Origin of the sequence: Yoonia maritima, from assembly GCF_043641945.1 — a bacterium.
GTDB classification, from domain to species: Bacteria; Pseudomonadota; Alphaproteobacteria; order Rhodobacterales; family Rhodobacteraceae; genus Yoonia; species Yoonia maritima_B.
Genome location: NZ_JBHZRX010000004.1, coordinates 124,695 through 150,190, shown reverse-complemented (window position 1 = coordinate 150,190; position 25,496 = coordinate 124,695). Strand labels below are relative to the sequence as shown.

24 protein-coding genes are annotated in these 25,496 nt (G+C 54.2%); 15 read left to right on the top strand and 9 right to left on the bottom strand.

What is annotated here, in order from left to right; all coding sequences use genetic code 11:
• Nucleotides 1–4: 4 nt before the first annotated feature.
• Complete coding sequence (locus ACHUEV_RS10355) at nucleotides 5–913, bottom strand: cation diffusion facilitator family transporter (RefSeq protein WP_394179561.1); 909 nt, start codon at nucleotides 911–913, stop codon at nucleotides 5–7.
• Between the two features lie 43 nt (nucleotides 914–956).
• The gene (locus tag ACHUEV_RS10350) at nucleotides 957–1,487 is read right to left on the bottom strand and encodes an SH3 domain-containing protein (protein ID WP_394179559.1); all 531 of its coding nucleotides are present in this window, start codon (nucleotides 1,485–1,487) and stop codon (nucleotides 957–959) included.
• A gap of 108 nt (nucleotides 1,488–1,595) precedes the next feature.
• Here ACHUEV_RS10350 and ACHUEV_RS10345 point away from each other — a divergent pair, with 108 nt between their 5' ends.
• Nucleotides 1,596–2,582, top strand: a complete 987-nt coding sequence (locus ACHUEV_RS10345; protein ID WP_394179557.1) for a 2-hydroxyacid dehydrogenase — start codon at nucleotides 1,596–1,598, stop codon at nucleotides 2,580–2,582.
• A 75-nt stretch (nucleotides 2,583–2,657) separates the two neighbouring features.
• Complete coding sequence (locus ACHUEV_RS10340; protein WP_394179555.1) at nucleotides 2,658–3,881, top strand: hypothetical protein; 1,224 nt, start codon at nucleotides 2,658–2,660, stop codon at nucleotides 3,879–3,881.
• A gap of 4 nt (nucleotides 3,882–3,885) precedes the next feature.
• Here the strand turns inward: ACHUEV_RS10340 and ACHUEV_RS10335 are convergent, their stop codons facing one another.
• The gene (locus ACHUEV_RS10335; RefSeq protein ID WP_394179554.1) at nucleotides 3,886–4,539 is read right to left on the bottom strand and encodes an alpha/beta hydrolase family protein; all 654 of its coding nucleotides are present in this window, start codon (nucleotides 4,537–4,539) and stop codon (nucleotides 3,886–3,888) included.
• Between the two features lie 174 nt (nucleotides 4,540–4,713).
• Between ACHUEV_RS10335 and ACHUEV_RS10330 the strand changes: the two genes are divergently transcribed.
• Nucleotides 4,714–7,215 carry a GcvT family protein gene (locus ACHUEV_RS10330; protein WP_394179552.1) on the top strand — a complete coding sequence of 834 codons (2,502 nt, stop codon included), beginning with the start codon at nucleotides 4,714–4,716 and terminating at the stop codon, nucleotides 7,213–7,215.
• Between the two features lie 25 nt (nucleotides 7,216–7,240).
• On the opposite strand, the gene ACHUEV_RS10325 is transcribed toward ACHUEV_RS10330, so the two are convergent.
• The 4 genes from ACHUEV_RS10325 to ACHUEV_RS10310 are packed head-to-tail and all read right to left on the bottom strand — an operon-like array spanning nucleotide 7,241 to nucleotide 10,316.
• Nucleotides 7,241–7,546 (bottom strand): hypothetical protein, encoded by a 306-nt coding sequence (locus ACHUEV_RS10325; RefSeq protein WP_394179550.1) that lies wholly within the window; start codon nucleotides 7,544–7,546, stop codon nucleotides 7,241–7,243.
• A gap of 31 nt (nucleotides 7,547–7,577) precedes the next feature.
• Nucleotides 7,578–8,306 carry a GNAT family N-acetyltransferase gene (locus tag ACHUEV_RS10320; RefSeq protein ID WP_394179548.1) on the bottom strand — a complete coding sequence of 243 codons (729 nt, stop codon included), beginning with the start codon at nucleotides 8,304–8,306 and terminating at the stop codon, nucleotides 7,578–7,580.
• Nucleotides 8,307–8,316: 10 nt separating this feature from the next.
• Nucleotides 8,317–9,387, bottom strand: a complete 1,071-nt coding sequence (locus ACHUEV_RS10315; RefSeq protein ID WP_394179544.1) for an NAD(P)/FAD-dependent oxidoreductase — start codon at nucleotides 9,385–9,387, stop codon at nucleotides 8,317–8,319.
• The gene (locus ACHUEV_RS10310) at nucleotides 9,384–10,316 is read right to left on the bottom strand and encodes an aldo/keto reductase (RefSeq protein WP_394179542.1); all 933 of its coding nucleotides are present in this window, start codon (nucleotides 10,314–10,316) and stop codon (nucleotides 9,384–9,386) included. Before ACHUEV_RS10310 ends, ACHUEV_RS10315 begins: the two co-directional genes overlap by 4 nt.
• 163 nt (nucleotides 10,317–10,479) lie before the next feature.
• Here ACHUEV_RS10310 and mgrA point away from each other — a divergent pair, with 163 nt between their 5' ends.
• From mgrA to ACHUEV_RS10295, 3 genes are read left to right on the top strand one after another with little or no spacing between them, the layout of a single operon-like run.
• Nucleotides 10,480–11,535 carry an L-glyceraldehyde 3-phosphate reductase gene (gene mgrA / locus ACHUEV_RS10305; RefSeq protein ID WP_394179541.1) on the top strand — a complete coding sequence of 352 codons (1,056 nt, stop codon included), beginning with the start codon at nucleotides 10,480–10,482 and terminating at the stop codon, nucleotides 11,533–11,535.
• A complete protein-coding gene (locus ACHUEV_RS10300; protein ID WP_394179539.1) occupies nucleotides 11,532–13,127 on the top strand; it encodes a glycoside hydrolase family 43 protein in 1,596 nt (531 codons plus the stop codon). The genes mgrA and ACHUEV_RS10300 overlap by 4 nt, the downstream gene beginning before the upstream one ends.
• A complete protein-coding gene (locus ACHUEV_RS10295) occupies nucleotides 13,124–13,957 on the top strand; it encodes a TolB family protein (protein ID WP_394179537.1) in 834 nt (277 codons plus the stop codon). The genes ACHUEV_RS10300 and ACHUEV_RS10295 overlap by 4 nt, the downstream gene beginning before the upstream one ends.
• On the opposite strand, the gene ACHUEV_RS10290 is transcribed toward ACHUEV_RS10295, so the two are convergent.
• Entirely contained in the window at nucleotides 13,954–14,784 is an 831-nt protein-coding gene (locus ACHUEV_RS10290) for a hypothetical protein (protein ID WP_394179535.1), read from the bottom strand. The two genes, ACHUEV_RS10295 and ACHUEV_RS10290, sit on opposite strands and share 4 nt — an antisense overlap.
• A gap of 124 nt (nucleotides 14,785–14,908) precedes the next feature.
• Between ACHUEV_RS10290 and ACHUEV_RS10285 the strand changes: the two genes are divergently transcribed.
• The 3 genes from ACHUEV_RS10285 to ACHUEV_RS10275 all read left to right on the top strand — a co-directional run bounded on the left by ACHUEV_RS10285 (nucleotide 14,909) and on the right by ACHUEV_RS10275 (nucleotide 17,378).
• Complete coding sequence (locus tag ACHUEV_RS10285) at nucleotides 14,909–15,505, top strand: nicotinate-nucleotide adenylyltransferase (protein ID WP_394179533.1); 597 nt, start codon at nucleotides 14,909–14,911, stop codon at nucleotides 15,503–15,505.
• Complete coding sequence (gene dacB / locus ACHUEV_RS10280) at nucleotides 15,502–16,968, top strand: D-alanyl-D-alanine carboxypeptidase/D-alanyl-D-alanine endopeptidase (protein WP_394179531.1); 1,467 nt, start codon at nucleotides 15,502–15,504, stop codon at nucleotides 16,966–16,968. Before ACHUEV_RS10285 ends, dacB begins: the two co-directional genes overlap by 4 nt.
• A 107-nt stretch (nucleotides 16,969–17,075) precedes the next feature.
• Nucleotides 17,076–17,378, top strand: coding sequence for a hypothetical protein (locus ACHUEV_RS10275; protein WP_394179529.1), 303 nt, complete (start codon nucleotides 17,076–17,078; stop codon nucleotides 17,376–17,378).
• A 56-nt stretch (nucleotides 17,379–17,434) separates the two neighbouring features.
• Here ACHUEV_RS10275 and ACHUEV_RS10270 read toward each other — a convergent pair whose 3' ends face one another.
• Nucleotides 17,435–17,854 carry a tellurite resistance TerB family protein gene (locus ACHUEV_RS10270; RefSeq protein WP_394179527.1) on the bottom strand — a complete coding sequence of 140 codons (420 nt, stop codon included), beginning with the start codon at nucleotides 17,852–17,854 and terminating at the stop codon, nucleotides 17,435–17,437.
• Between the two features lie 108 nt (nucleotides 17,855–17,962).
• Here ACHUEV_RS10270 and ACHUEV_RS10265 point away from each other — a divergent pair, with 108 nt between their 5' ends.
• The 6 genes from ACHUEV_RS10265 (at nucleotide 17,963) to ureC (ending at nucleotide 25,421) form a co-directional block, all read left to right on the top strand.
• On the top strand, nucleotides 17,963–19,528 hold the full coding sequence (locus ACHUEV_RS10265) for a lysine--tRNA ligase (protein WP_394179525.1): 1,566 nt from the start codon (nucleotides 17,963–17,965) through the stop codon (nucleotides 19,526–19,528).
• Nucleotides 19,529–19,694: 166 nt separating this feature from the next.
• On the top strand, nucleotides 19,695–21,983 hold the full coding sequence (locus ACHUEV_RS10260) for a glycosyl hydrolase family 28-related protein (protein WP_394179523.1): 2,289 nt from the start codon (nucleotides 19,695–19,697) through the stop codon (nucleotides 21,981–21,983).
• Between the two features lie 117 nt (nucleotides 21,984–22,100).
• A complete protein-coding gene (locus tag ACHUEV_RS10255; protein WP_394179521.1) occupies nucleotides 22,101–23,006 on the top strand; it encodes an urease accessory protein UreD in 906 nt (301 codons plus the stop codon).
• 3 nt (nucleotides 23,007–23,009) lie between these two features.
• Entirely contained in the window at nucleotides 23,010–23,312 is a 303-nt protein-coding gene (locus tag ACHUEV_RS10250; RefSeq protein ID WP_106354662.1) for an urease subunit gamma, read from the top strand.
• Between the two features lie 41 nt (nucleotides 23,313–23,353).
• On the top strand, nucleotides 23,354–23,659 hold the full coding sequence (locus tag ACHUEV_RS10245; protein ID WP_106745153.1) for an urease subunit beta: 306 nt from the start codon (nucleotides 23,354–23,356) through the stop codon (nucleotides 23,657–23,659).
• Nucleotide 23,660: 1 nt separating this feature from the next.
• Entirely contained in the window at nucleotides 23,661–25,421 is a 1,761-nt protein-coding gene (ureC, locus tag ACHUEV_RS10240) for an urease subunit alpha (RefSeq protein WP_394179518.1), read from the top strand.
• Nucleotides 25,422–25,496 lie beyond the last annotated feature (75 nt).

The following is a 25,496-nucleotide window of genomic DNA, read 5'->3' as shown; positions in this document are numbered from 1 at the left end:
CACCCTACGGGCGCGGGTCGTCGGGGTGTTTCTCAACGCCGATCGGGTCCTTGTGGATTAGCACATCTGCATGCGGATAGGCATCTACAATGGCCCGGCGTAGCGCGGCACCGGTGGCATGAGCGTCATTCAGGCTCTGGCTGCCGTCCAGTTCGATGTGCATGTTGATGAACACCCTGCTGCCCGCAACGCGGGTCTTGAGGTCGTGATACCCGTGCACGCCCGGAAAGTTGTCAGTGATGTCGCCGATGGCTTGGATCATTGCAGGGTCTGCTTGACGATCCATCAGGGCGTCCCACGCGCCTTTGCCGATGCGAATTGCTCCGACTGCGAGCAGTGCTGCTGCACCCAGTGCAACCACGCTATCAATCTGCCCTAAGCCCAGAGTTGCCGACGCCCAAAGCGCGATGATTGCACCGATGTTGGGGATAAGGTCGCCGAGGTAGTGAAGGCTGTCGGCCTGGACGACCTTGTTGCCGGTTTGCGCGGCGACATAGCGCTGCCACAAAACCAACCCCAACGTGACAGCGATGGAGAAAACCATCACAGAAATGCCGCGTGTTTCATGTTCCGGCAGTAATACGGTGTCATCAAGCAGGCGCATAACGGCAGCTGTCGCAATGACCCCAGCGGAAATCAGAATGAATAGCGATTGCCCAAGCGCGGCGAGGTCTTCGGCAGAGGTGTGTCCAAAGTTGTGGTCTTCGTCAGCAGGTTTTGCAGCGTAAGCAATGGCGGCGAGCCCACCAAGCGACATCATCAAATCCATCGCACTATCAGCTAATGTGGCCGCAACCGCGAGTGATCCAGTTTGTGCCAACGCCCAGAGCTTTGCGAGCACGAGAACAAGCGCCACGGCGACCGATAGTAATCCGGCAGAGAGGTTGAGGCGGGTGGCGTGCGGGTCGGACATCTCTTTGTGCTAGGCCGTTTTCGTCAATATCGCAACTGTTTGCCTATTCTCTGATCTCTGCCTCGCTTACGCCCCACAGCACGGATTTTGGTGCCCAGCCGCCGTATCCGCCAGCGCTAAGTTCGCACCAAGATGGCGTACAGTCGCCAAGCCGGGCGATGACCCCGTGTTCAAGGACCGCGTTTTCGGTCGCGTCCTCGGAGGGGCGGGATCGGATGGGTGTGTCGTCGCCTTCGACCAAGACAGTGCGGACGCCTGACAGCATAGTGTAGTGAATCCAGCCGCCTTGCCCATCACGATCAATGACGCGGCGCCAGTGGCCGTATTCTGCGATTACTTGCAAAGGCATGTTGCGTCTTTGAAAGACCCAGTCAATGCGGTGGGACAATGATGGACCGCGCCGCACGTTTGCTTCGGATGCTTTGAGCGACACAAATCGCGGCAAAGGTAGGTTCGTTTCAGGTCCGAGGGCGGGCGCATCGTTGACGTCTTGCGCAAAAGCCATGCCCGCACTGAGAAATCCAGCGATCAAAGCCAGTTGAACGATGCGAAACCATTGCACCAAAGTACCCATTGTTTGTCCTTAACTGCTCAAAATCGGCGCGCGGTTCTTGTGCTGCGCGTCCCTTTGGCGCAACCTGACACGGAATGGATAATTTGGAAAGCCACGGGAGGGCCCACCATGTCAGGGAAGCAGTTAAGTGTTGTTGTGACGCGACGGTTACCCGAGGTGGTCGAAGCCCGCATGAAAGAGCTGTTTGACGTCACGCTGCGTGAAGACGACACACCAATGACTACAGATGAATTGGCCGACGCGATGGCAAACGCTGATGTTCTGGTGCCCACGATCACCGATCACATTGATTCAAAGCTGCTTGCTCGTGCGGGTGACCGATTGAAGTTAATCGCGAACTACGGGGCAGGGGTTGATAACATCGATGTTGCGACGGCTCGTGAGCGTGGCATTCACGTGTCAAATACTCCGGGGGTTACGACCGAAGATACAGCCGACGTGGTGATGGCGTTGATTCTTGGCGTGACCCGCCGCTTAGCTGAGGGACTGCGCCTTGCGCAGTCAAGCGATTGGCAAGGGTGGTCACCCACTGCAATGATGGGGGGGCGTATTCGCGGGCGTCGCTTGGGCATCTTGGGTATGGGGCGGATCGGACAGGCCGTTGCACGCAGGGCTAATGCCTTTGGTATGGAAGTGAATTACCATAACCGTAAACGTCTGCGCCCAGAAGTCGAAGAAGCGCTAGAGGCAACCTATTGGGAAAGCCTTGATCAGATGGTTGCACATATGGACGTTATTTCGATCAACTGCCCGCATACGCCTTCGACATTTCATTTGATGAACGCGCGTCGGCTAAAGCTGATGAAGCCAGACGCCGTGATCATCAACACTTCGCGCGGTGAGGTGATTGATGAAAACGCGCTTACCCGGATGCTGCGTGCCGATGAAATCGCAGGGGCCGGACTGGATGTGTTCGAACATGGTAACGAGATAAATCCACGTCTTAAGCAGCTACCGAATGCGATTTTGCTGCCGCATATGGGATCAGCAACCGTCGAAGGCCGCATTGAGATGGGTGAAAAGGTGATCTTGAACATCCAGACCTTTGCAGATGGTCACAGGCCGCCCGATCTGGTTGTGCCTGCGATGCTGTAACGTTAGTCTGAATGAACTTAAGTAGCGATTTGCTGCATTTTATGATTTTCAAACATAGATGAGGAACGGATCGCTATGCGACTTATGATGCCTGTTATTGGTATTGCGATGGTAGTTGTCGCTGCCGCTATCGTATTCACCTTCAAAATCGTTTGGGATGACTATGCCTACAACCAACGTCTGGTCAGCATCGAGGTGACCGCGCCGGATGGTTGGGAGGTGGTCCCATATGAGACGGCCCATGGTGAAGCGATTGTTAATGAGGCACTTGCTGCCAGAGATACGCCAGCCACCACGACACAGGGTTTGCTACGCCAGCTTGCGGATATTAGCGTGGATGAACACAAGGGTGCAGTTTGGACCTTTGCGAATGCAGAAGAACTGGTCGTCGTGAATATGGTCTACGGCCCGCATAGGCCAAAACGAAATAGTATTTTTGCGCAAATGAAGCTCGCTTCAGCGGGGGCGCCAAAGCCAAACCTCGATATCGAGGTAGCCACTGTTGCGGGGCGTCCTTTAATACTAAAGCCACGAATTTCTAACGTCCCAGGTGCTGAGTTTCCCGAACCAGTAAACTATCGCAGATTCAACATGAGTTTTGGCGATGAAGAGATTGATGAAGTCCTAAATATCGCTGTGCTGACCAATAGTAGCGATGCTGCGGTTGCTTCAGCGTTGATGGGAATTAATCTTGAGCGCGCAAATGGCTTGCTGCCGATGCCAGATCCAACGGTGGATGCTGAAGCTGGCATCGTTACGCCTGACCAGCAGCCCCTTTCTAGTGCGTTGCCAGAGCCAAGCGTCGCATATAAAGCGTTAGAATTGCTTGTCTCTGGGCGTGATTTTGGCACGCCTTGGACCGAAGCACTACAACGTGTGAAGGCGGGCGAGATTGCCGACTGGGATGCATTCATTCTGGCCTATCCGGATAGCATCGAAGAAGCCCCGTTTGAGCTTTTGACGCTTTTGAACGATGGCTCGGAAGAAATTTCGGCCCGCTCTTTTGCAGCAACGATGATTGACAGTGGTCGTGAATGGAACGCCCACGAACATTACATCCTGACAAAGGTTGTCGACCTTGAGAGCGCACAGAGTGATTTTGAGGAATACATGTCTGGCGACTACGACATCGCAGACGAAGTCATGGCCTTAATCGCGCGGTTGCCTGAAACTCGAGCGACTGCGCCTTCTGAGACACCTGATGTGAATGCACGGCCGGCGGTCTCGACCGGGTTTGGGCAGTCGTCGCAATGTCGCATCGAAAACGGTGTCCGCCGTTGTTCAGTCGGGGGCAATTAAGAACTTAGCCACCCGACCAATGCGACGGCAGGCTGCCGGCTATTTGCCCTGCCTCGACGATTTCGCGGTAGTGGGTCATTTTATGCGCCAGAAAGCGTCGGCGTGGATTTGGCAAAAGTGCGCTCACTTTGCCGACGTGATGAAACGTGCCGGGCAGGTTCGGCACGATATCGTCTTGGCGATTAATAAGAAGACACATCTTGCCATTCTTAATGGGACCCCGTGAGTGTCTTGGCCGGGGCGCAGCAAATCCGATCCCGGGGACGCCATAGGTCTTTGCAAGGATTTGCGTGGCCGCTGCACCAAGCGAATGACCGATTATGAAGGTTGGGGTGATGCGTTCTTTGATCAGCCAGTCTGCCACAACGGCCGCATACGCAAGAAAACCCTGATGCCAGAGCGTTCCCGACGTGCCCCGGCCGACATCATCATCGCTTAGCCTGAGTTGTTTGTGACCCAACAACAGGGGGCGTAGATTGAACTTCAGGTAATCGCGAACAGAATTGGAACCCGGCAAAAGTAGCGTATTGCCCTCCAGTATGTGGGCCTGCACGTCGTTGTGCGGGCAGGATCGCGTAACGCGCGGACTAATAATGTTGATGCTGTTATAGCTTGCTTCCGCCAGCTTTGCGGCGTCTTCGAGAGAAAATCGTGCCATCTGAAATTATCCATTTTTGACGTAATAATGTTATCGTCGCATTCTCTTTATACCACAAAACCGAAACCTTTGTGCTTTGCTGTCGCAATTGCACGATGAGGCGTCGGCTAGTTCTTTCGTTAATGTTCAGTTTCGCGCAAATTGAACGCAAGAATGGTAAAGGGAGTCGCGCTTATGAAATCGCATGTCAAAGCATTGGTCGTCGGCGGTGGCGCCGTCGGGACATCAATCGCATATCATTTGGCTAAGGCCGGTTGGGATGATGTGATGTTGCTGGAGCGCGACGAGCTGACATCTGGTTCCACTTGGCATGCGGCGGGCTTGCTGCCCTATTTCAACATGTCTTACGCGTCTAGCCACATCCACGACTATTCGATCAAGTTTTATAAAACGCTTGAAGAAGAAACCGGACTGAACCCCGGTTTCTCGGTTGTTGGTAACCTGCGCATGGCGCAGTCGCAGGCGCGTATGGACGAATATATGCTGTATGCGACGACTGCAGAAACCGTCGATATTCCCTATGAGTGGATGACACCTGATCAAATCCGCGAACGCTGGCCATTGGTCCGGACCGAAGATCTGGTTGGTGCGATCTTCCATCCGACCGATGGTTACATCAACCCAGCCGATGTCACGATGGCCATGGCCAAAGGTGCGCGTCAGCGCGGTGTCACGATTGAACGCCGCTGGCAGGTTGATGGCTATCATTGGACCGGGGATCATTGGGATGTCACCTGCACAAAGATGGTCGAAAAGGGCGGTAACCTTATCCCATCTGACGAACAGATTGTGATCCATGCGGAACACGTTGTCACAGCAACAGGTAACCACGCGCAACGCACAGCAAAGCTACTGGGTATCAAGACACCCGCGATCCCGGTCGAACACCAGTTCATCGTGACAGAACCTGATCCGGCGTTGGTCGAGTGGCGCAAACAGAATGGCGAACACCCGGTTCTACGCGATGTTGATGCGCGTTGGTATGTCCGCGAAGAACGCGGTGGCTGGATTTTGGGGCCATATGAGGACGGCGCACCTGCGCGGTTCCGTTATGGTGTGCCTGATAGTTTCCGTGCCGACCTGTTCCCGCTGAACCTTGAACGGATCGAACAAGAATACATGGACTTTATCCATCGTATTCCGTCGACCGAAGAGGTCGGTCTTAAGGACGATTTCAACGGTCCAATTTGTTACACGCCAGACGGTAACCCGCTGATCGGCCCTGCGCCGGGTCTGCGGAATATGTGGCTTGCCGAAGGGTTCTCGTTCGGGATTACGGCTGGTGGCGGTGCTGGTTACTACCTTGCGCAAATGATGGTCGAAGGCGAAGCCGAGATCGACATGGCGAGCCTTGATCCAAAGCGTTACGGCGATTGGATGACGTCCGAATATGCGACCGTCAAAAACGAGGAAACCTATCCTTTCCTGTTGAAACTGCACTGGCCAGACGAAGAACGCCCAGCAGCACGTCCGCTGCGCACATCACCAGCCTATGACCGCCAAGCCAAACGCGGCGCACAATTTGGTCAGGTCAATGGTTGGGAACGGCCTAACTATTTCGGACCCGTGGATGCGCCTACGAACTTTGACGAAGAAACCAATTCGTTCCGCCGTGGCGGCTGGTGGCAATATGCCGTCGAAGAAGCAAAAGCGATCCGCGAGGGTGTTGGTCTGATCGACGCAACAGCATTCACCAAGCACATCGTTAGAGGCCCGGGCGCGGAAGCGTTCCTAGATTGGTTTACCACAAACAAACTGCCAAAAGTCGGTCGGATTAACCTGACCTATGCACTGACTACTGCTGGGACGACACGCACGGAATATACGATCGTGCGGTTGAAGGATGATGAATTCTATCTTGTCTCAGCCGGGGCGTGGACTGAATACGATAGTGATTTCCTGCGTAAAGCGATTGAAGACAAAGAGCCTGAGTTTGGTCGCATCGAAGTGCAAAACGTGACGACACAATGGGGCGTGTTTGCCATTGCTGGCCCCAAAGCACGTGATGTGCTGAAGGATGTGATCTGCGATGCGGATCCTGAAACAGCACTGTCGAACAAGCGCTTCCCTTGGCTGTCGGCCCGTCAGATCGAGTTGGGCATGTGCCCGGTGAACGCAATCCGTGTGGCCTATACGGGCGAGCTGGGTTGGGAACTGCACCACCCGATTGAAATGCAGAACTACCTGTTTGATCTGCTCGAAAAAGCTGGTGAAAAACACGGGATGAAGCTAGTCGGTGCTCGTGCGCAAAACTGGCTGCGTCAGGAAAAGTCTTACCGTGCGTTTGGGACCGAACTGGGCCGTGATGCGACCCCGCTTGAAGCCGATCTGCCACGGTTTGTTGATCTGTCGAAAGATTTCCACGGCAAGGCTGCGATGGAGAAGATCGGTATCCGGTCTACATGCGTGACGCTTTTGATCGACGGTCCAGACGATGCTGACCCGTGGGGCCGCGAGGCATTGTATGATACGGATGGCAACCGTGTGGGGCGTCTGACCTCAGGCGGCTATTCAGTGGCGTTCGAGAAATCCATTGGTATGGGCTATGTCAAACCCGGCGTAGATGTGGTCGGCACGAAGCTGCAGGTCAAAATGTTTGATAAACTCTGGCCCGCCGAGATCGTCGAAGACAGCCCGTATGATCCTAAGAACGCGACGATCCGTATCGACGGATAAAGTTCCGAAAACAGTGCAGCGTTGGCTACCCACGCCAACGCTTGCGCATTCCATGCCAAAACCATCGACCTCGAACGATTAGCGATGCCAGCGGCCCTTGAAGCATTGGGATGTCGATGGCCAGCAACAGCATTCCTAACGGGATCATCCAAAGGCCAAACACCGGCAGAATTGCCAAAAAACCGCCTGCGATCAGAACCAGCGCCAACAATAGTCGAACGAGCAGCCAACCCGGCTGTCGTAATCTGTCGATCCATGGGGCAAGTTCAGCAACGCGATTAAATTCGCGTTCGAACCGCTTTCGCCGGGCTTTTAGCTTGTGCTTTGTCATAATGCACTAAGTGGCGTTCACACGCTGATATTCAATCGTCTGGGTTGGATTTTGATTGCGGCATGAGTTCATTTAACCGGCGGCGTTGTTGGCCATGCTGATCGAAGTTGTCGGGTGAAAGCCACGTTTGGATTGCGTGGTCAATTTCAGGCCAGTCTTTATCAAGGATCGAAAACCAAGCCGTATCGCGATTGCGTCCTTTGTACACAATGGCCTGCCGAAATAGCCCATCATAACTAAAGCCCAACCGCTTGGCCGCGCGGCGTGACGGTGCATTTAGCGCGTCACATTTCCATTCGTAACGTCGATAGCCAAGCTCGCCCATCGCACGCTTCATCATCAAATACATGGCCTCTGTTGCGGCGGGTGTACGCTGCAAGGCAGGTGCAAAAGTGATAAACCCGACCTCAACCACACCGTTGGCGGGGTCAATGCGCAAGAAACTAACAACGCCGACCGGCTCATCAGACTTCTTGTCGATGATCGCAAAGAACAGCGGGTCTTGGCTTTTGCAGGCGGTTTCGACCCAAGCGGCATATTCCACCTTTGTCGCAAACGGGCCGACGGGCATGTAAGTCCATAATGTTCCCGTCGTGTCCGCATCAAAGGCAGTGAATAGTGCGGCGCTATGTGATGGCGCAAGTGGAACAAGGTCGCAATACTGACCATACATTGGCGTGCGCGGGATCGTTGCACGTGGTGTCCAATTGGGGACTGCGGCACCGATGGGCTGGCCCTGTAAATTTCTGCTTTGCGTCATCGGACCGCTTTCAAGAAAACCGTGCAGGAGAAAGTGCTGCGACCGCGTCGCTTGGGATCGTAGGCGCGCGTCCGGCGATTAGATCGGCAAGAAGCTGGCTGGCGGCGGGTGCCGATTGCATCCCATATCCACCTTGCCCGGCGCACCAAATGAAACTGGAGTCAGCGGGGGAGGGGCCAAGCACCAGAGTTCTATCTGGCGAAAACGTACGCATACCAGCCCACGATGCCAAAAGGCGGGTCACAGACATCGTCACGTTTTCTTCGAACCGCGCGAGACCTTCGGCAAGCACCATATCATCGGCGTAAGTATCGTGCGGCGTGACCAAATCCTCGTCTGCGGGCGACACGATTAACGCGCCTGCGTCAGGTTTGGTGTACCATGTTTCGCCAGCGGCAAAGACCATGGGCCAATTGCTCACGTCCATTCCATCTGGCGCTGGAATGCGCGCCATTGATCGGCGTAGCGGGGTAAATCCCAGCGGCGCGATCCCGGCCATTTCAGCGATAACGTCAACCCAGCCGCCTGCCGCATTCACGATGTTTTTGGCGTCATAGCTTTCAGATTTCGTTGTGACGTTCCAGCCAGTGCCAGTGCGATTGATCCCAGTGACTTTGGCTTTGGTTTTTATCTCTGCGCCGTTTTGGCGGGCCATTTTGGCGAATGTCTGCACCAGCCTGTCGGTGTCGATATCTTGCGCCCGCTCATCATAACCGACCTGTGTAATCACATTCGGATCAAGGATAGGAAACCGTTCTTGGGCTTCTGGAATCGTCAGGCGGTCCAGTCCCATTTGGGTTAAGTCAGCATCAAAAGCCGCGCTATCTGTCGCAGTGCCAACCAACATGATACCGCGCGGGCTTAACACGTCAGCTTCCTTGTGGAACTCGTAAGAGGCCGTATTCAGGGCGATCGTGGATGGTTTGCCGTAGTTGCGTTCAAACAAAGCCGCAGAGCGGCCAGAGGCATGATAGGCAAGCGCGTCTTCGCCTTCCAACAGAGTAACGCTACCAATTTCTGATATCCGAGCCGCAGCAGTAAGCCCTGCAATTCCGCCCCCAATAATCAAAAAGTCTATCATGCTTCTTCCAGTCTGTCGGTCGCAGGGGCGGGGGCTACGCTCAGGGCTGTAATGCGGGCGTACAGGTCGGGCGGCATCTCAAAATTTTGAGCGGCCAAGGACGGTTCTAATTGCGCAGCCGATCTGGCCGAGATGATAGGGCTGGGACGCGTAGGGTGGGTCTTGACCCACGCCACTGCAAGGGTTGCGGGATCAGTGCCCAATTCGATGGCCAGCTCTGACAATGCGGTTGCTGTTTCGTGCATCCATGTTTGGTCATAGCGCGCTTGATAGCGTTCGTCTTCGGTTAATCGGCCCGTGCCGCCTTTGGCGTATTTGCCAGTGAGTAGCCCGCCGCCAAGTGGGGAATAAGGAATAAGTGCGATGTCCTGGTCTGAAGCCATCGGAAAGATTTCGACCTCAGACTGGCGTTTCACGAGGCTATACATGGGTTGGATCGCGTCGATCTGTGTTCCCAATGATTTCGCAACGCTTTGCGCTTTCATTGCCTGCCAGGCCGCATAGTTTGACACGCCGATATAGCGTATCAGGCCGGCACTTTGGAATTCAGCCATGGTGCTAAAGGTTTCTTCGAGCGGAGTATCGGGATCAAATCGGTGCAGATAAAGCAGATCGACCGCGTCTTGGTTGAGTTGTTTGCGGCTGCGGTCGAACTGTTCTGTGATGTTTTGCCGTGATGCGCCGCGGATATAGCCAACCTTTGATGCGAGGAAGATATCGTCGCGCTGATCTTTGATCATGCCACCCAAGATCGTTTCAGAGGCGCCACCGGTGTAGCCCACTGCGGTGTCGAAATGGTTTATTCCAGCGCGTTGTGCGGCATCAAACATCGCGCGGCTTTCATTGGCATCTGCTGTGCCGCCGAATTGCATGGTTCCAAAGGTTAAGTCAGAAACGGGGGTGCCGTTACGGGTAATTAGCTGTGTCATTCGGTTAGATTTGCACGACATTTGAACAATGAAAAGCGCCGAAGATGGGTGGATGAAAATCCACCCTACGGTGGCTTCCCGACAGGTTTCATTCATCAGCTAGTTGACTTCCTGCCGGGAGCATGGTCGCTTGCTACGTAAACGTTATAGGGGAGGATAACGCATGACATATGTTCCAGCCGAAAACCGTTACGAAAAGATGGTGTACCGCCGCTGTGGTGCGTCTGGTGTAAAGCTTCCGGCGATCTCGCTTGGGCTTTGGCATAACTTTGGCCACGACACGCCGCATGACACGAAACGTGCGATTTGTCGGACGGCGTTTGACAATGGCATTACGCATTTCGATTTGGCGAATAACTATGGTCCGCCGCCGGGTTCCGCCGAACATGCGTTTGGGTCGATTTTGGCCGAAGATTTCAAAGGCTACCGCGATGAGCTGATTATCAGCTCCAAGGCAGGCTATGACATGTGGCCGGGCCCGTATGGTGAGTGGGGCAGTCGCAAATACCTTGTGGCGTCCTGTGATCAGTCGCTCAAGCGGATGGGGTTGGATTACGTCGATATCTTTTATTCGCACCGTTTTGATCCTGACACGCCGCTTGAGGAAACGATGGGTGCGTTGGATTACATCGTGCGGTCGGGTCGTGCGCTTTATGCGGGGATTTCTTCGTACAACACAGAACGCACGCGCGAAGCCGTCGCGATTTTGAAAGATCTGGGTACGCCCTGTCTGATCCATCAGCCGTCTTACAACATGCTAAATCGTTGGGTCGAACGTGATGGGTTGAAAGATACGCTGAAGGACTTGGGTGTTGGATCAATTGCGTTCACACCGCTTGCCCAAGGCATGCTGACCAAGAAATACTTGGGTGGCATTCCCGAAGACAGTCGCGCAAGCCAAGGCAAATCGCTTGCGCCAACCATGCTGACCGAGCGTGCGATAGAGAACATTCGCAAGCTGAACGAAATTGCCGAAGGCCGGGGTCAGACGTTGGCGCAGATGGCGATTGCTTGGGTCTTGCGCGGTGGTGGTATCACGACGGCGCTAATTGGTGCATCGAAACCGAGCCAAGTCGAAGACTGCGTCGGTGCAATTAACAATCTGGACTTCACTGCAGATGAACTATCGCTGATCGATAAATATGCTGACGAAGAGCAGATCAATCTTTGGGCCAAATCAGCCGAGCAAACGCAGGGTGCTGCGGAGCGTAAGAAATGATCCAGAATCCGATCTTGCCCGGTTTTAATGCTGACCCGTCTTTTTGTCGGGTTGGCGAGGATTACTATATCGCTGTGTCCACGTTTGAGTGGTACCCCGGCGTGCAAATCTATCATTCGCGCGATTTGGTGAATTGGGATTTGGTTGCGCGTCCGTTAAACCGTGCCGCGCTTTTGGACATGCGTGGCAACGGTGATAGCTGCGGGATATGGGCGCCTTGCCTTTCGCATGCAGATGGCAAGTTTTGGTTGGTTTACACGGATGTTAAGCGGCTGGATGGCGCATTCAAAGATGCGCCGAATTATATCACCACATGTGAAACGATTGATGGTGAGTGGACCGATCCTTGGTATGTGAATTCGAGCGGTTTTGACCCGTCGCTGTTTCACGATGACGATGGCCGAAAATACTTCATGAATATGCAATGGAACCATCGCGGTCCGGGCACAGGTGGAAACCCTGCGCACGCGTCGTTTGACGGAATTCTGTTGCAGGAATGGTCACCTGAAAAGGGGCTGTTTGGCCCGGTTAAGAATGTTTACGCAGGCACGCCACGTGGCCTGACCGAAGCGCCCCACATCTTTAAACGTAACGGTTATTACTACATGACAACGGCTGAGGGTGGCACTGGCTACAACCACGCTGTGTCGCTGGCGCGTTCTCGCGATATTTGGGGGCCGTATGAAAATCATCCCGATATGCACGTGATCTGTGCAGAAGGGTCAGATGGCCCAATTCAGCGCACGGGCCATGGCCAATATGTCGAAACCCATTGGGGCGGCCATTATCATACATTCCTAATGGGCCGTCCGTTGCAGGGTCCTCATGGACCGTTTTGTGCACTTGGGCGTGAGACTGGGATCGAAGAGGTCGAGTGGCGCGACGACTGGTTGTATCTGAAAGCCGGGGGCATGGTGCCGCGGGTTGAAGTGGATGCACCGGTCAAAGTCACACCGCATGCGCCGGTACCGGTCTTGCATAAACTTGGTGGTAAACTACCGCCAGAATTTCAGTGGTTGCGTACCCCTGATACTGCACGCATCTTTCGCGAAGACGACGATGCGCTTGTACTGATCGGTCGCGAAAGTATCGGCAGCTGGTTTGAGCAGTCTTTGGTCGCACGGCGGCAAGAGCATCATGCCTATCGTGCGGAAACCTCGGTTGAGATTGTCGCGGACACCTATCAGCAGGCGGCTGGTCTAACGACCTATTACAATAGGCATAAGTTTCACGCGGCATTGGTCACACATAAAGATGGCGTTGGTCCCGTGCTAACGTTGATGTCCTGTCCCGGCGATTGGCCTGATGCGGCACTGACTTTCCCGACCGAAGACATTGCATTGCGGGCTGGCGCAGTTGACCTGCGGGTCGATGTAAATGGCGCGACCGAGCAATTTTATTATCGCCAAAGTGGTGATTGGATCGCATTTGGTCCCGAGCTTGACGCCTCGGTAATTTCGGACGAGGGCGGGCGTGGTGAGCACGGGTCGTTCACGGGTGCATTCGTTGGGATGGTAGCCCTTGATATAACGGGCCAAGGCAAGGAGGCTCGGTTCAGCCGATTTGACTATTTCCCGGGAGAGGTGGGTTGAAACCCACCCTACGAAGCCAGCTTTGTGTTTATACGCTTAGCAGTGGGACGGCAGAGGTATTGTTAGATCATTCTGGTCATATCGAAGCACCTAATTGGCACCCTGATGGTTATTTGATCGTCAACGGTGGTGGGCAGCTGTTTCGCGTGCCGCTAGATGCGCCTGCGCTGCATTTGATTGATACTGGCTTTGCCGAGACCTGTAATAATGATCATGGTATTTCGCCTGATGGGATGACGTTGATCATTAGTGATCGTAGTCGCACAGACAAGAGCTGTATCTATACCTTGCCAGCTGGTGGCGGCACACCGCAGCGCGTGACGGATGAGACACCGTCATATTGGCATGGCTGGTCCCCAGATGGGGAAATGCTGGCATATGTTGCGAAGCGTGGCGGTCCGTTTGCGCTCTATACTTGCCCGGTCGGCGGAGGCGGCGAGACCTGCGTGACGGATACTTTTGATCACATTGATGGGCCAGACTACACACCCGACGGAAATTGGATCTGGTTTAACGGAGAGCGCGCGGCTCAGGTCGACCTGTGGCGGATCAGGCCGGACGGCAACGACCTAGAACAGATGACCGATGATGATGCGGTCAACTGGTTCCCGCATCCATCACCAGATGGACAGCACGTTTTGTATTTGGCTTACCCCAAAGGCACACAGGGCCATCCTGCGGGATTGGATGTTGCCTTGCGGATGATGCCGGCGAGTGGTGGCTCTTCGGTGGAACTACTTGGGCTATATGGCGGTCAGGGCACGATCAACGTGCCGTGTTGGTCCCCTGACAGCACACAATTTGCATTCATGCGGTTCATTGAAGGCTAATGAACAAGTCGTTCTTGGGGAGATAATGCGTTGACCCATATCTCAAACTGGCCGTCAGGAACAAAACTGCCAAGGCGGCTAAAGTCACGGACTGACACCGGGGTATCTGGGCTGAGCGCATAAAGCGTTTCGGCAAGTGCTAGCGCAGCTTCGTTATCGGAAGGATGAAAGTACCGCACTTCGTTGCGTTTTGGCCCGTTGGTGACCAGTTCACCACGCGCTTGGCCTTCGGGTATCGACCAGTCGAGGGCTGTTAGGTTGTCTGCGAGCGCTTCGACTTCGTCCGGCTGAACGTCAGGTGTGAAGTGCAGGAATACTTTGGCAGACTGCGCGATGGTAGGGTCGGCATGGGGAATAGGTGGTTCAGTGACAAGCTGCGCAAACCAAAGGGTTTCGGGGCCGTCAATGCCGGGCAAGTCTAGCGTGTCTTGCTGTGGTCCACCGATCTCTGCCACGGTGGGGGCAAATCGGGCCATGCATTCCTCGGGGTGAGAGACGGGTAGACGGATATAACAGGGTAAGCTGGGAAGGCGTCCGGATAATTGGAGGGCTGAATCAAACAGGCCTACTGTCCAGCCGCCAAAAGCAGTGATGCAAATCCAGCAGATCGTTGCGCGCATCAGGCCATCATTCAGAATGAACGCAAGCACAGTGGCGATTGCAGCAAGCACAACAAGATAGATTGCGACAACGCTTAAATCAGAAATATCGCTGCCGAGGCTAATAACGATTGCGGCGGCTGCAAAAACGCCCATGCCCGCAAAAATAAACGCAGCAATTGTGGGAGAAACTTTGAAAAGACGAGAAAGAATTTGGATAGGTGACATTGACATGATCCCTAATGAAATGGCTATTAATGGCTTAAATGAATGGGGCTATATTAACTGAAAATGGTCAAATTTTCAATTGTTAGTTGTGTGTCGTAGCTGCGGGTCAAGAGGAAGATCGAAATTGGACGGACTTCCGGTCGCTAAATCTGGTCAAGTTATTGGTTTGCTTGGTGGGTCTTTTGATCCGCCGCATGCAGGCCACGTACATATCACCAAGGCAGCGCTCAAGCGGTTTGGATTGGATAATGTTTGGTGGCTTGTTAGTCCGGGGAACCCGCTAAAGGAAAATGGCCCAGCGCCAATGTCTGATCGGATGCAGGCCTGTCGTGATTTGATGGATCATCCGCGTGTTCGGATCACCGGGATCGAAGCGCAACTTGGTACGCGCTATACTGCGCAGACAATTCGGGCATTACAGCGGCGCTATCCGGGGGTGCATTTCGTTTGGTTGATGGGCGCGGATAATCTGGCTCAGTTTCATCGCTGGCAGGATTGGCGCTGGATAATCGAAAACGTTGCTGTTGGGGTGATTGCGCGTCCTGGTGATCGGATTGCCGCGCGTTTGTCAAAGGCGGCTCGGGTATATGCCCAATCGAAAGTGCCAAGCGGCGCAAGCCATATCATCGGTCGGCTGCACGCGCCCGCGTGGTCGTTTATAAACGTGCCAATGTCGGATCAGTCTTCGACGGCTATTCGTGCACGAGGAGAATGGAAATGAACTTGACAAGGCGTTCAATGCTTGCTGGTGCAATGTCCGCATACGCGACCTCTGTCGTCGCAGAGGCACCGCTGTCGTCGTTGCGCCCGGTCGCACGCCCTGTCTACCACGACACGTTGGCCCGAAAAATCGGTCGCGCGGGTTTAAGCGGTGACGTTGGTGTTGTTCTTGCGGATGCAGAAACCGGCGAAGTGATAGAGGCGCACAGCCCTGATTTGCCGCAGCCGCCTGCTAGCGTCTCAAAGGCGGTGACCGCGCTGTATGCGATTGAAAACCTTGGGGCAGAGCATCAATTTAATACGACCGTTTTTGTAGATGGTGTGATCACTGACGGCGTTTTGGATGGCAACCTGATATTGGCGGGCGGCGGTGACCCGAACCTTGTTACTGATGACATGGCCCTGTTGGCACAGCGATTAAAGGAAACTGGGCTGACCAGGGTGAATGGCGCGTTTTTTGTCTGGGACGAAGCGCTCGTTAACTTGGATGAAATCGATAACACTCAGCTTGATTATCTGGGGTATAATCCGACTGTGACGGGGTTGAACCTGAACTTTAATCGGGTGCATTTCGAATGGAAACTAGAGGGTAGCAACTATACGACTGCAATGGATGCGCGCAGTGCCAACTATCGTCCGGCAGTGACAACATCACGTATGCGGATCGAGGATAGGTCGGCACCCGTCTTTACCTATCGTGATTTGGGGCAGGTCGATCAATGGACAGTAGCGCGATCAGCGCTGAACAACGGCGGGTCGCGTTGGCTACCTGTGCGTCATCCTGCGTTATATGCGGGAGAGGTCTTTGCGACTTTTGCGCGAAGTAATGGGATAATTCTGAAAACGCCGACGGAAATCTCTGAATTGCCAGCCACAGCGACGCCTATTGCAAGTTTTCAAAGTCAGCCTTTGACTGAACTGATGCGTGCAATGATGCGCTATTCGACCAATATTACCGCCGAAGCGGCAGGGCTAGCGACGACTACGTTAGACACAGGGCAAAAATGGGGTTTGCAGGCGTCCGCCGCGCGCATGTCGCGCTGGGCGCGGCAACGTGGTGGCGACATTAGCCCGTATTTTGCAGACCATTCTGGGCTAGGTGATACCTCGCGAATGAAGGCTTCGGATATGGTGCGGTTTTTGACTGCATCCAATGTGGCGCAGACGCTTCGCCCGATCATGAAGGATATTCCTGTCGTGGACGCCGTGAAGAATCGCGTTGCCGCTGCAAGCGGGGCTGTTCAGGCAAAAACGGGAACGCTGAATTTCGTGTCTAATCTGGCTGGATATGTGCGTGCCGCCGATGGGCGCAATCTGGCATTCGCGATATTTGCAGCTGATGTCGCTGCGCGCGAACGCGGCAAGTTGGAAGGCAGCGAATCGCCAAGGGGTTCACGCCAGTGGAACCGCAAAGCCAAAGCGCTGCAGGAACATTTGCTGCATGGTTGGGCGACCGGCCTTTAGCGGAATTTATACTTTTCTTTGGAACGATCAGTCTTCTGCCGCGTTCATTTTCTGAAAGCGCTCAGCCTTGGCATTTAGCCGCGAGTGCGCAGAAAAGGAGAAATATTATGAAGACGGGTATGACAGTCGTAGGTGTGGTTGTTGCGCTAGTGATCGCAGTTTTTGCGTATTACATGATCGACATTGATCAGACGCAAGAAGGCGCTTTGCCGGACGTTGACGTTTCAGTCGAGGGCGGCGCACTGCCGCAGTTTGACGCTGATGTTGGCTCTGTCGAAATGGGTCAGGCCGAGGTGGAAGTCGAAGTTCCTGACGTGGACGTGTCGACAACGACTGAAACAATCGAAGTCCCAACAATTTCGCTGAACCCGCCAGAAGACGATGGCGTAGTGGACGATGATGAATCTTAATTTCCACGTAAATAATTGATATAAAACGGCCCTTTGGGGCCGTTTTTATTTTTGAACTAAAGGGTCAGGTGTCTTGCGCGCGCGCCGCGTTCAATTGCTGCGGCATGAAGCCGGTCAAGATCTAGCTCTTCTCGAATTTCTTCAAGCATCCGACCTTCTTGCTCATCGATCAAACCGTCTGCAGCAGCGACATCACATGATAGCGCATAAGCAGTCTCGAACAGCCGCTCTGGCAATGCATCGCGGATAAGGCCGAATAGTGCTTCTAGGCCGTCTTCTGGTTCAAGTAATTCGAATACGAGTTTGGACATGCGGGGCAGGCGTTCCGGATCATATCCCGCAAACACAGGCAGCATGTTGATGGCGTTGCTGATTTCAACAAGTTCGGCAGTCCGGATGTTCTCGTCCGAGGCAGACACTGCAATCATCAACGCAATAAGCGCGTCTTGCGCGGACAATGGGGCGTCTTCAGTCATGTTGTTTCCTTTGCATTCGCTACCCATTTATTGACGCTGACCCCGTGTCGCAATAGGGAGTGCGCTTAGTATGCACCATGGGGGTGCAGTTTAGACGTGAGAAAAACCATGACCAATTTGCGCGACGCGGCGATGACATCCAAGGCTTGGCCTTTTGAAGAGGCGCGCCGTGTGCTCAAACGTTACGAAAAGAAGGCCCCCGAGAAGGGCTATGTTCTTTTTGAAACTGGTTACGGCCCGTCGGGTTTGCCCCACATCGGTACCTTTGGTGAGGTAGGGCGCACAACAATGGTGCGCCGCGCGTTTGAGATTATTTCTGACATTCCGACCAAGCTGCTTTGTTTTTCGGACGACATGGATGGGATGCGTAAGATTCCGGGTAACGTTCCCGATCCTGCTGCGCTGGAACCATTCCTGCAAAAGCCCCTGACCGCTGTCCCAGACCCGTTTGGCACGCACGGTAGCTTTGGCGACCATATGAATGCACGTTTGCAAAACTTCTTGGATACCTTCGGGTTCGAATACGAATTTGCGTCTTCGACCGAATATTATACCAGCGGCAAGATGGACGAAATTCTGCTGAAAGCCGCAGAAAAATACGATGACGTCATGGCGATTATGCTGAAGTCGCTGCGCGAAGAGCGTCGCCAGACATATTCGATCTTCCTGCCGATCAGCCCGACCACTGGTCGCGTGCTGTATGTCCCAATGAAGGAAGTCACCAAAGACGGCATGATCACCTTCGAAGATGAAGACGGTACGGATGTGACTGTTCCAGTGACCGGTGGTAATTGTAAGCTTCAGTGGAAGCCAGACTTTGGCGCACGTTGGGCCGCACTTGATGTCGATTTCGAAATGTACGGCAAAGACCACGCGACCAATACGCCAATCTATGATGGCATCTGTCGTACGCTGGGTGGCCGTGCGCCAGAGCACTTTACTTACGAGCTGTTTCTTGATGCCGAAGGTCACAAAATTTCGAAAACATCTGGCAATGGTCTGACAATCGATGAATGGCTGACTTATGCGTCCACCGACAGCTTGTCATACTTTATGTACCTCAAGCCAAAGACCGCGAAGCGGATGCATTTTGACGTGATTCCAAAGGCGGTTGACGAATATCACCAGCAATTGCGTGCCTATCCGGACCAAGACGACAAGGGTAAGCTGAACAACCCTGTGTTCCATATTCACGGTCACAACGTGCCTGCGTCTGACATGGTTGTGCCTTTTGCGATGCTTTTGAACCTGGCATCTGTTTCTGGTGCTGAAGACAAAGAAACGCTGTGGGGCTTTATTCAGCGCTATGCGCCCGAAGCATCTGCTGAAAAGAACCCGCAGATGGATCAAGCTGCTGGATTTGCGGTCCGGTATTACAACGACTTCGTGAAGCCGACCAAAGTATACCGCGCCCCAACCGACCAAGAACGCGCAGCTATGGAAGATCTGGTTGCCCGCCTTAGGGTTTGGGATGGCGGTTTGGATGCCGAAGCACTGCAATCTATGGTTTTCGCCGTAGGCAAAGAGCATAACTTCGACCCGCTTCGTAACTGGTTCACAGCACTATACGAGGTGCTATTAGGCGCTTCTCAAGGTCCTCGTTTTGGCGGCTTCATCGCGCTTTACGGCGTTGAAGAAACGATCAAATTAATCGAGACACAGCTACAAGGCTAAGCCTTTACAAGAACTGTCACAAAGGCCGGGTGAATGTCCGGCCTTTTGCGTTGCAGCCCCCACCGTCACGGTGGTGTCAGGGCTGATTTAGCAGTTTCACGTACCTCTTTCGCAGCGGTGCCGCATGAGCGGGGCCAACATTCACGCTGCCAGAGAAGGTATCTTCATGAACAAAGCGATTACAGACGGGATTGTATTTCAGCCTCTGCCATTCTCGGCAGGGTTGGGTGTTTGGTCGAGCGGGGAAGGCACCCCGGGGTCGGATACATATGCGATTAGCGGGTCAGGTGTGTTCGTCGCGGCAGACGCCGATTTTGCTGGGTGCCTCGAGGTGTTGAAGGTCGATCCAACTGCGCGCGTGCGGTATATGGGCGAAACGCCAATTCTTCCCGGCTGCTATTTACGTGTAACGGCCAAAGTAAAGGCGATTTCGGGGCCATTCCCTGCTGTGCGGGTGTCTGGTTGGGCGGGGCAGGCCGGTGGGGCACCGTTGGTTGGATTGCCAGCGTTCGGCCCGGCCACTCAGCTGACCAATTACGGGCAAGTTGTGGAAATCAGCGCGATCATCGGTACGGGTGATCGAACGGGCGTTGATATGCTGTGGACCGGTGCCGACTATGGGCATTTGGGGATTGATCTGACCGGGCCGACCGGTGGCGTCGTTCGTGTCGATGACATTCAGATCGAAGATGTAAGCAGCGTCTTTACTCGGGAACTTTTGTCCCTTGTTGATGTGCGCGACTTTGGCGCCAAGGGTGATGGTGTGACCGACGACAGTGCCGCGTTTGAGGCCGCCGACGCGGTTGCAAACGGGCGTACGGTGATGGTGCCAGCGGGAACATATCTGTTGGCCGATAACGTCACGATGGAAAATCATGTGAAATGCGAAGGCCGCATTGTGCAGGGCGCAGAGTATCGGTTCATTCTACAGCGGGGGTATGATTTTGATGCCTACCTCGACGCATTTAAGAATGAAGAAGTCGCGTTCAAAAAGGCCTATCAAGCCTTAATCAACTTTGCTGATCATGAGTCCCTCGATCTATGTGGTCGCCGCATTCTGTTGACTGAACCCGTCGATATGCAAGCGTGCGATCCTACACGTACGCGGTTTGAAACCCGCCGCGTCATCCGTAATGGACAATTTGAGCCAGCCGACGGTGCGGCTTGGGATAGTGATATCGTGACCTCGCAGGCGAATTATGCTGCGGCAGACGACCTTTTGCTGACCAACGTCGTTAATATCGAAAACATCCAAGTTGGGTCTTTGGTCGAAGGCAATGGCGTCGGTCGCGAGATTTATGTCGCTGCGGTCAACGTGGCGGATCAAACGCTTGAGCTAAGTGCGCCGTTGTTCGACGCAGAGGGTAGCCAAGTCTTTACGTTTACCCGGTTCAAATACCTGCTGGATTTCACAGGTTATGAAAAGCTCAGTCAGTTCGTTCTGGACGATATCGAATTTCAGGGCCGCGGCGTGGCGAGCGGTATCGTGTTGGCGACAGCGGGGCTGACGTTTCACCTACGCGACTGCTTTATTAACAAGGCCAAAGATCGTGGGCTAACGTCGCCGGGGCGTGGTTGTCAGGGCATGATGATTGATCGGTGCCAGTTCATCTCGACAGAGCAATCGTTGCCGGTGTCCGAACGGGTCACTATTGGTTTCAACGCCAACGCCAATGACGTAAAAATTCGCAACAACCGTGCCAGCCGTTTCAAGCACTATTGCGTATTGTCCGGTACGGGCAGCGTGATTACGGGCAACCATTGGTTCAACGGCGATAACGAAACGCTTGGGGTACGTAAGGGCGGGATTATCATTACAACGCCCAACCCCAAAACGATTTTCACTGGTAACTATTGCGATAACAATTTCATCGAATGGACGAATGAACACAGTAGCGACCCGTCATTGGGGCAGCAGTTTTCCTTTGGTGGGCTCAGTATCACTGGCAATGTGTTTACCATTAACGATGTTGCCCCTTGGGCGCATTTCATCGTGATTAAGCCCTACGGTCCGGGGCATTACATCAACGGGTTTGCGGTGCAGGGCAATGTGTTCCGTTCCTTGAATGGCAAGATTGACAGGGTCGAACATGTCGATACCACTTATGCCGATCTGGATTTCGGGCGCACGCGCGGGTTCGAGTTTCAAGGAAATACCTTTAGCAATGTCGCAGAGCCCGTTTCCAATCCGGTCACCATGGAACATGAGCAAGCGAGTGAGGCGGTAACCTGGGTCATGGATACGGGTGTCGCTTTGCCGTTTTTCGGCCCGGCACGCTATGTCGAAGCGGTGATGCCGAATGGGCCAATTACCAATTCTTCGGGTGGTCGCGTGCACGAGATGCCTTGGTCAGAAGGTGAGCAGGGCGCGCATAGCCGAAGCGTTCATTTGAACTGGGGTACGTCCGTGAAAGGGCGCGTGCGGTATCAGGTCCGTATGGACGATCCATATTGATCTCAAAAATGATTAAAAAAGGGGCGCAACTTGGCGCCCCTTTGTTTTTGGGCATGGTTGTTGCCACTATTTTGGGCGCTCGCGCGGTTTGGTGTGAAAACTTAAGCGTTTTCTCTGATGTGCTCTGGCATCGTCCTAAGATTATTTGGCAGTTTGATTATCGAAAGATCAAACGTCCGAGGCCATCCCATTACCTACGCCGCTGAAATTAAAGTCACCGATGCAGCCCCTTTGGCCCCGCGCGCCAAGGGCGTTTTACACCTTGCCGCAAAGCGGCGAGGGCCGGACACCGTGATCTCTGATCTGCGTCAGGAAGGTTCACTGAAGGCGCTATTCCCACGGGTTCGCGGCGATGCGTTGGATGCGGTGTTTTTGAACACTGCAGGTGGATTAACCGGCGGCGATCATATGCGGTTTGATGTGTCCGCCGAACACGACGCGCATATCGTTTTGTCGTCGCAAGCGGCCGAACGGGCATATCGTGCGCATCCAGGCCAGATTGCACGGTCAGAGGTGACATTGGACGTTGCCTCTGGTGGTCGCATTGATTGGCTACCGCAGGAAACCATTCTGTATGAGAACGCAGCGCTGGATCGGCGCATGAACGTGCAGCTTGCGTCTGATGCCACTGCATTGATCGTTGAGCCAATTATATTTGGCCGCGTCGCGATGGGCGAGGTTGTTCGCACTGTCCATTTTGCTGACCAATGGCGCGTCTGGCGCAATGGGCGTTTGGTCTTTGCAGATGCCGTTCGGCTGATTGGCGACGCCCAAGCCCAGATGGCACGTGTCGCAATTGCAGGTGGCGCTGGTGCCATGGCAACGGTTCTATTGGCAGGCGCGCAGGTCGAAGCCTTGGCGCGCAGTTTGACGCTTCCTGAAACAAGTGGCGCAAGCCTGATTGCTGATGACTTACTGCTGGTCCGGCTGTTGGCCGAGGATGGCTTTGCTTTGCGTCGTCAACTTATTCCTGTTGTTGAGGCGCTATCAACTGCGCCCATCCCCCGTGTTTGGAGACTATAAACCATGCAACTAACCCCCCGCGAAAAAGACAAGCTGCTGATTGCTATGGCTGCTGAGGTCGCGCGCAAGCGGCTCGCCCGTGGTGTAAAGCTGAACTATCCCGAAGCAATCGCGCTGATTACCGACGCGGTTGTCGAAGGCGCACGCGATGGTCGGTCAGTTGCTGACATGATGCAGGCAGGCGCGCAAGTGATCACCCGGGATCAGGTTATGGATGGCATCGCCGAAATGATCCACGAAGTGCAGGTCGAGGCAACCTTTCCTGACGGTACCAAGCTGGTGACCGTGCACGACCCGATCCGTTGATTTTTGAGTATTTATAGCAAGATGATGAGGGGGATTGTACGATGAAGCCCGGTGAATTGATCGTCGCAGATGGTGAAATTACGTTGAACGCAGGCGCAGAGGTTACTGTGATGGAAGTTGCCAACACGGGCGACCGCCCTGTGCAGGTTGGATCGCATTTCCATTTTGCAGAAACGAATCCAGCCTTGGATTTTGATCGTGACGCGGCTTACGGGCTGCGGCTTGATATTGCCGCGGGGACGGCCGTGCGGTTTGAGCCTGGACAGCGCCGTGAGGTTTCATTGATCCCGATGTCCGGCGCACGTCGTGTTTATGGATTTAATGCCAAAGTGATGGGGGATCTTTAGGATGCCAGCAACAATTTCCCGCCGCGATTACGCAGCTATGTTTGGCCCCACCGTGGGCGATAAGATTCGGCTAGCCGATACCGATTTGATCATTGAGGTCGAGCGTGATCTGACCGCTGAATATGCAGGGGCGGCCAGCACTGGTGGTTCCGGCAGCAATGCCATGCTTTATGGCGAGGAGGTCAAGTTCGGCGGCGGCAAGGTGATCCGCGATGGCATGGGGCAAAGTCAGGCGACCCGCGCTGAGGGTGCCGTTGATACGGTTATTACCAACGCACTGATCGTTGACTGGACTGGGATCATTAAGGCGGACGTCGGCCTAAAGGATGGTCGCATCGTCAAGATCGGTAAGGCTGGTAATCCTGATACCCAGCCCGGCGTTGATATCATCGTTGGCCCGGGAACCGAGGCGATCGCTGGCGAGGGTCGCATTCTGACCGCTGGCGGTATCGACAGTCATATCCACTTTATCTGTCCGCAACAGATCGAAGACGCGCTGCATTCTGGTCTGACGACTATGATCGGCGGCGGCACTGGCCCTGCGCATGGGACATTGGCCACGACATGTACGCCGGGGCCTTGGCACCTTGGGCGTATGATGCAATCGGCTGATGCGTTTCCGATGAACCTTGCTTTTGCTGGTAAGGGGAATGCGTCACTGCCTGCCGCGCTTGAAGAGCAAGTGTTGGGCGGCGCGTCATGTCTGAAGCTGCATGAAGACTGGGGAACGACCCCAGCTGCGATTGATAACTGTCTGTCTGTGGCTGATGCGATGGACGTGCAGGTGATGATCCACACGGATACGCTAAATGAATCTGGATTTGTTGAGAATACCGTTGGCGCCATGAAGGGCCGCACAATCCATGCTTTTCATACGGAAGGTGCGGGTGGCGGGCACGCGCCTGACATTATCAAGATTTGTGGCGAAGCACATGTGTTGCCATCTTCCACAAACCCAACACGCCCGTTCACGGTGAACACGGTAGATGAACATCTCGATATGCTGATGGTTTGCCATCACTTGGATAAATCAATCCCGGAAGACGTCGCCTTTGCCGAAAGCCGCATCCGCCGCGAAACGATTGCCGCCGAAGATATCCTGCACGATATGGGGGCGTTTTCGATCATCGCATCTGACAGTCAGGCCATGGGCCGGGTTGGTGAAGTGCTGATCCGTACGTGGCAGACCGCTGATAAAATGAAAAAGCAGCGCGGCGCCCTGAAAGAGGAAACGGGCGACAACGACAACGTACGGGTCCGTCGCTATATCGCGAAATACACAATCAACCCGGCCATCGCCCATGGGATTTCGGCGCATGTTGGATCGATCGAAGAAGGCAAACGTGCTGACCTTGTCTTATGGAACCCGGCTTTCTTTGGTGTGAAGCCCGAGATGATCTTGATGGGGGGTACCATCGTGGCCGCGCAAATGGGGGACCCGAACGCGTCGATCCCGACGCCTCAGCCAGTTTATACGCGCCCGATGTTTGGTGCATATGGGCGGTCGGTTGAAAACTCTGCCGTCACATTTGTAAGCGCTGCTGCCCAAGACGCTGGTCTGCGCGACAAGCTGGGGTTGGCGAAACAGACCTTGGCCGTCACGAATACCAGAAATATCGGTAAGAAAGACCTTAAGCTGAACGATGCTATGCCGCATATGGAGGTGAACCCTGAAACCTACGAAGTGCGTGCGGATGGAGAGTTGCTGACATGCGAACCCGCCAAAGAATTGCCCATGGCACAACGGTATTTTCTGTTCTGATGGATATGACGTGGCGTTCAAAGGGCTTGATTGCTGCAATGCAGCATTATAGATTTGTTGCAGGGAGGAAAGACA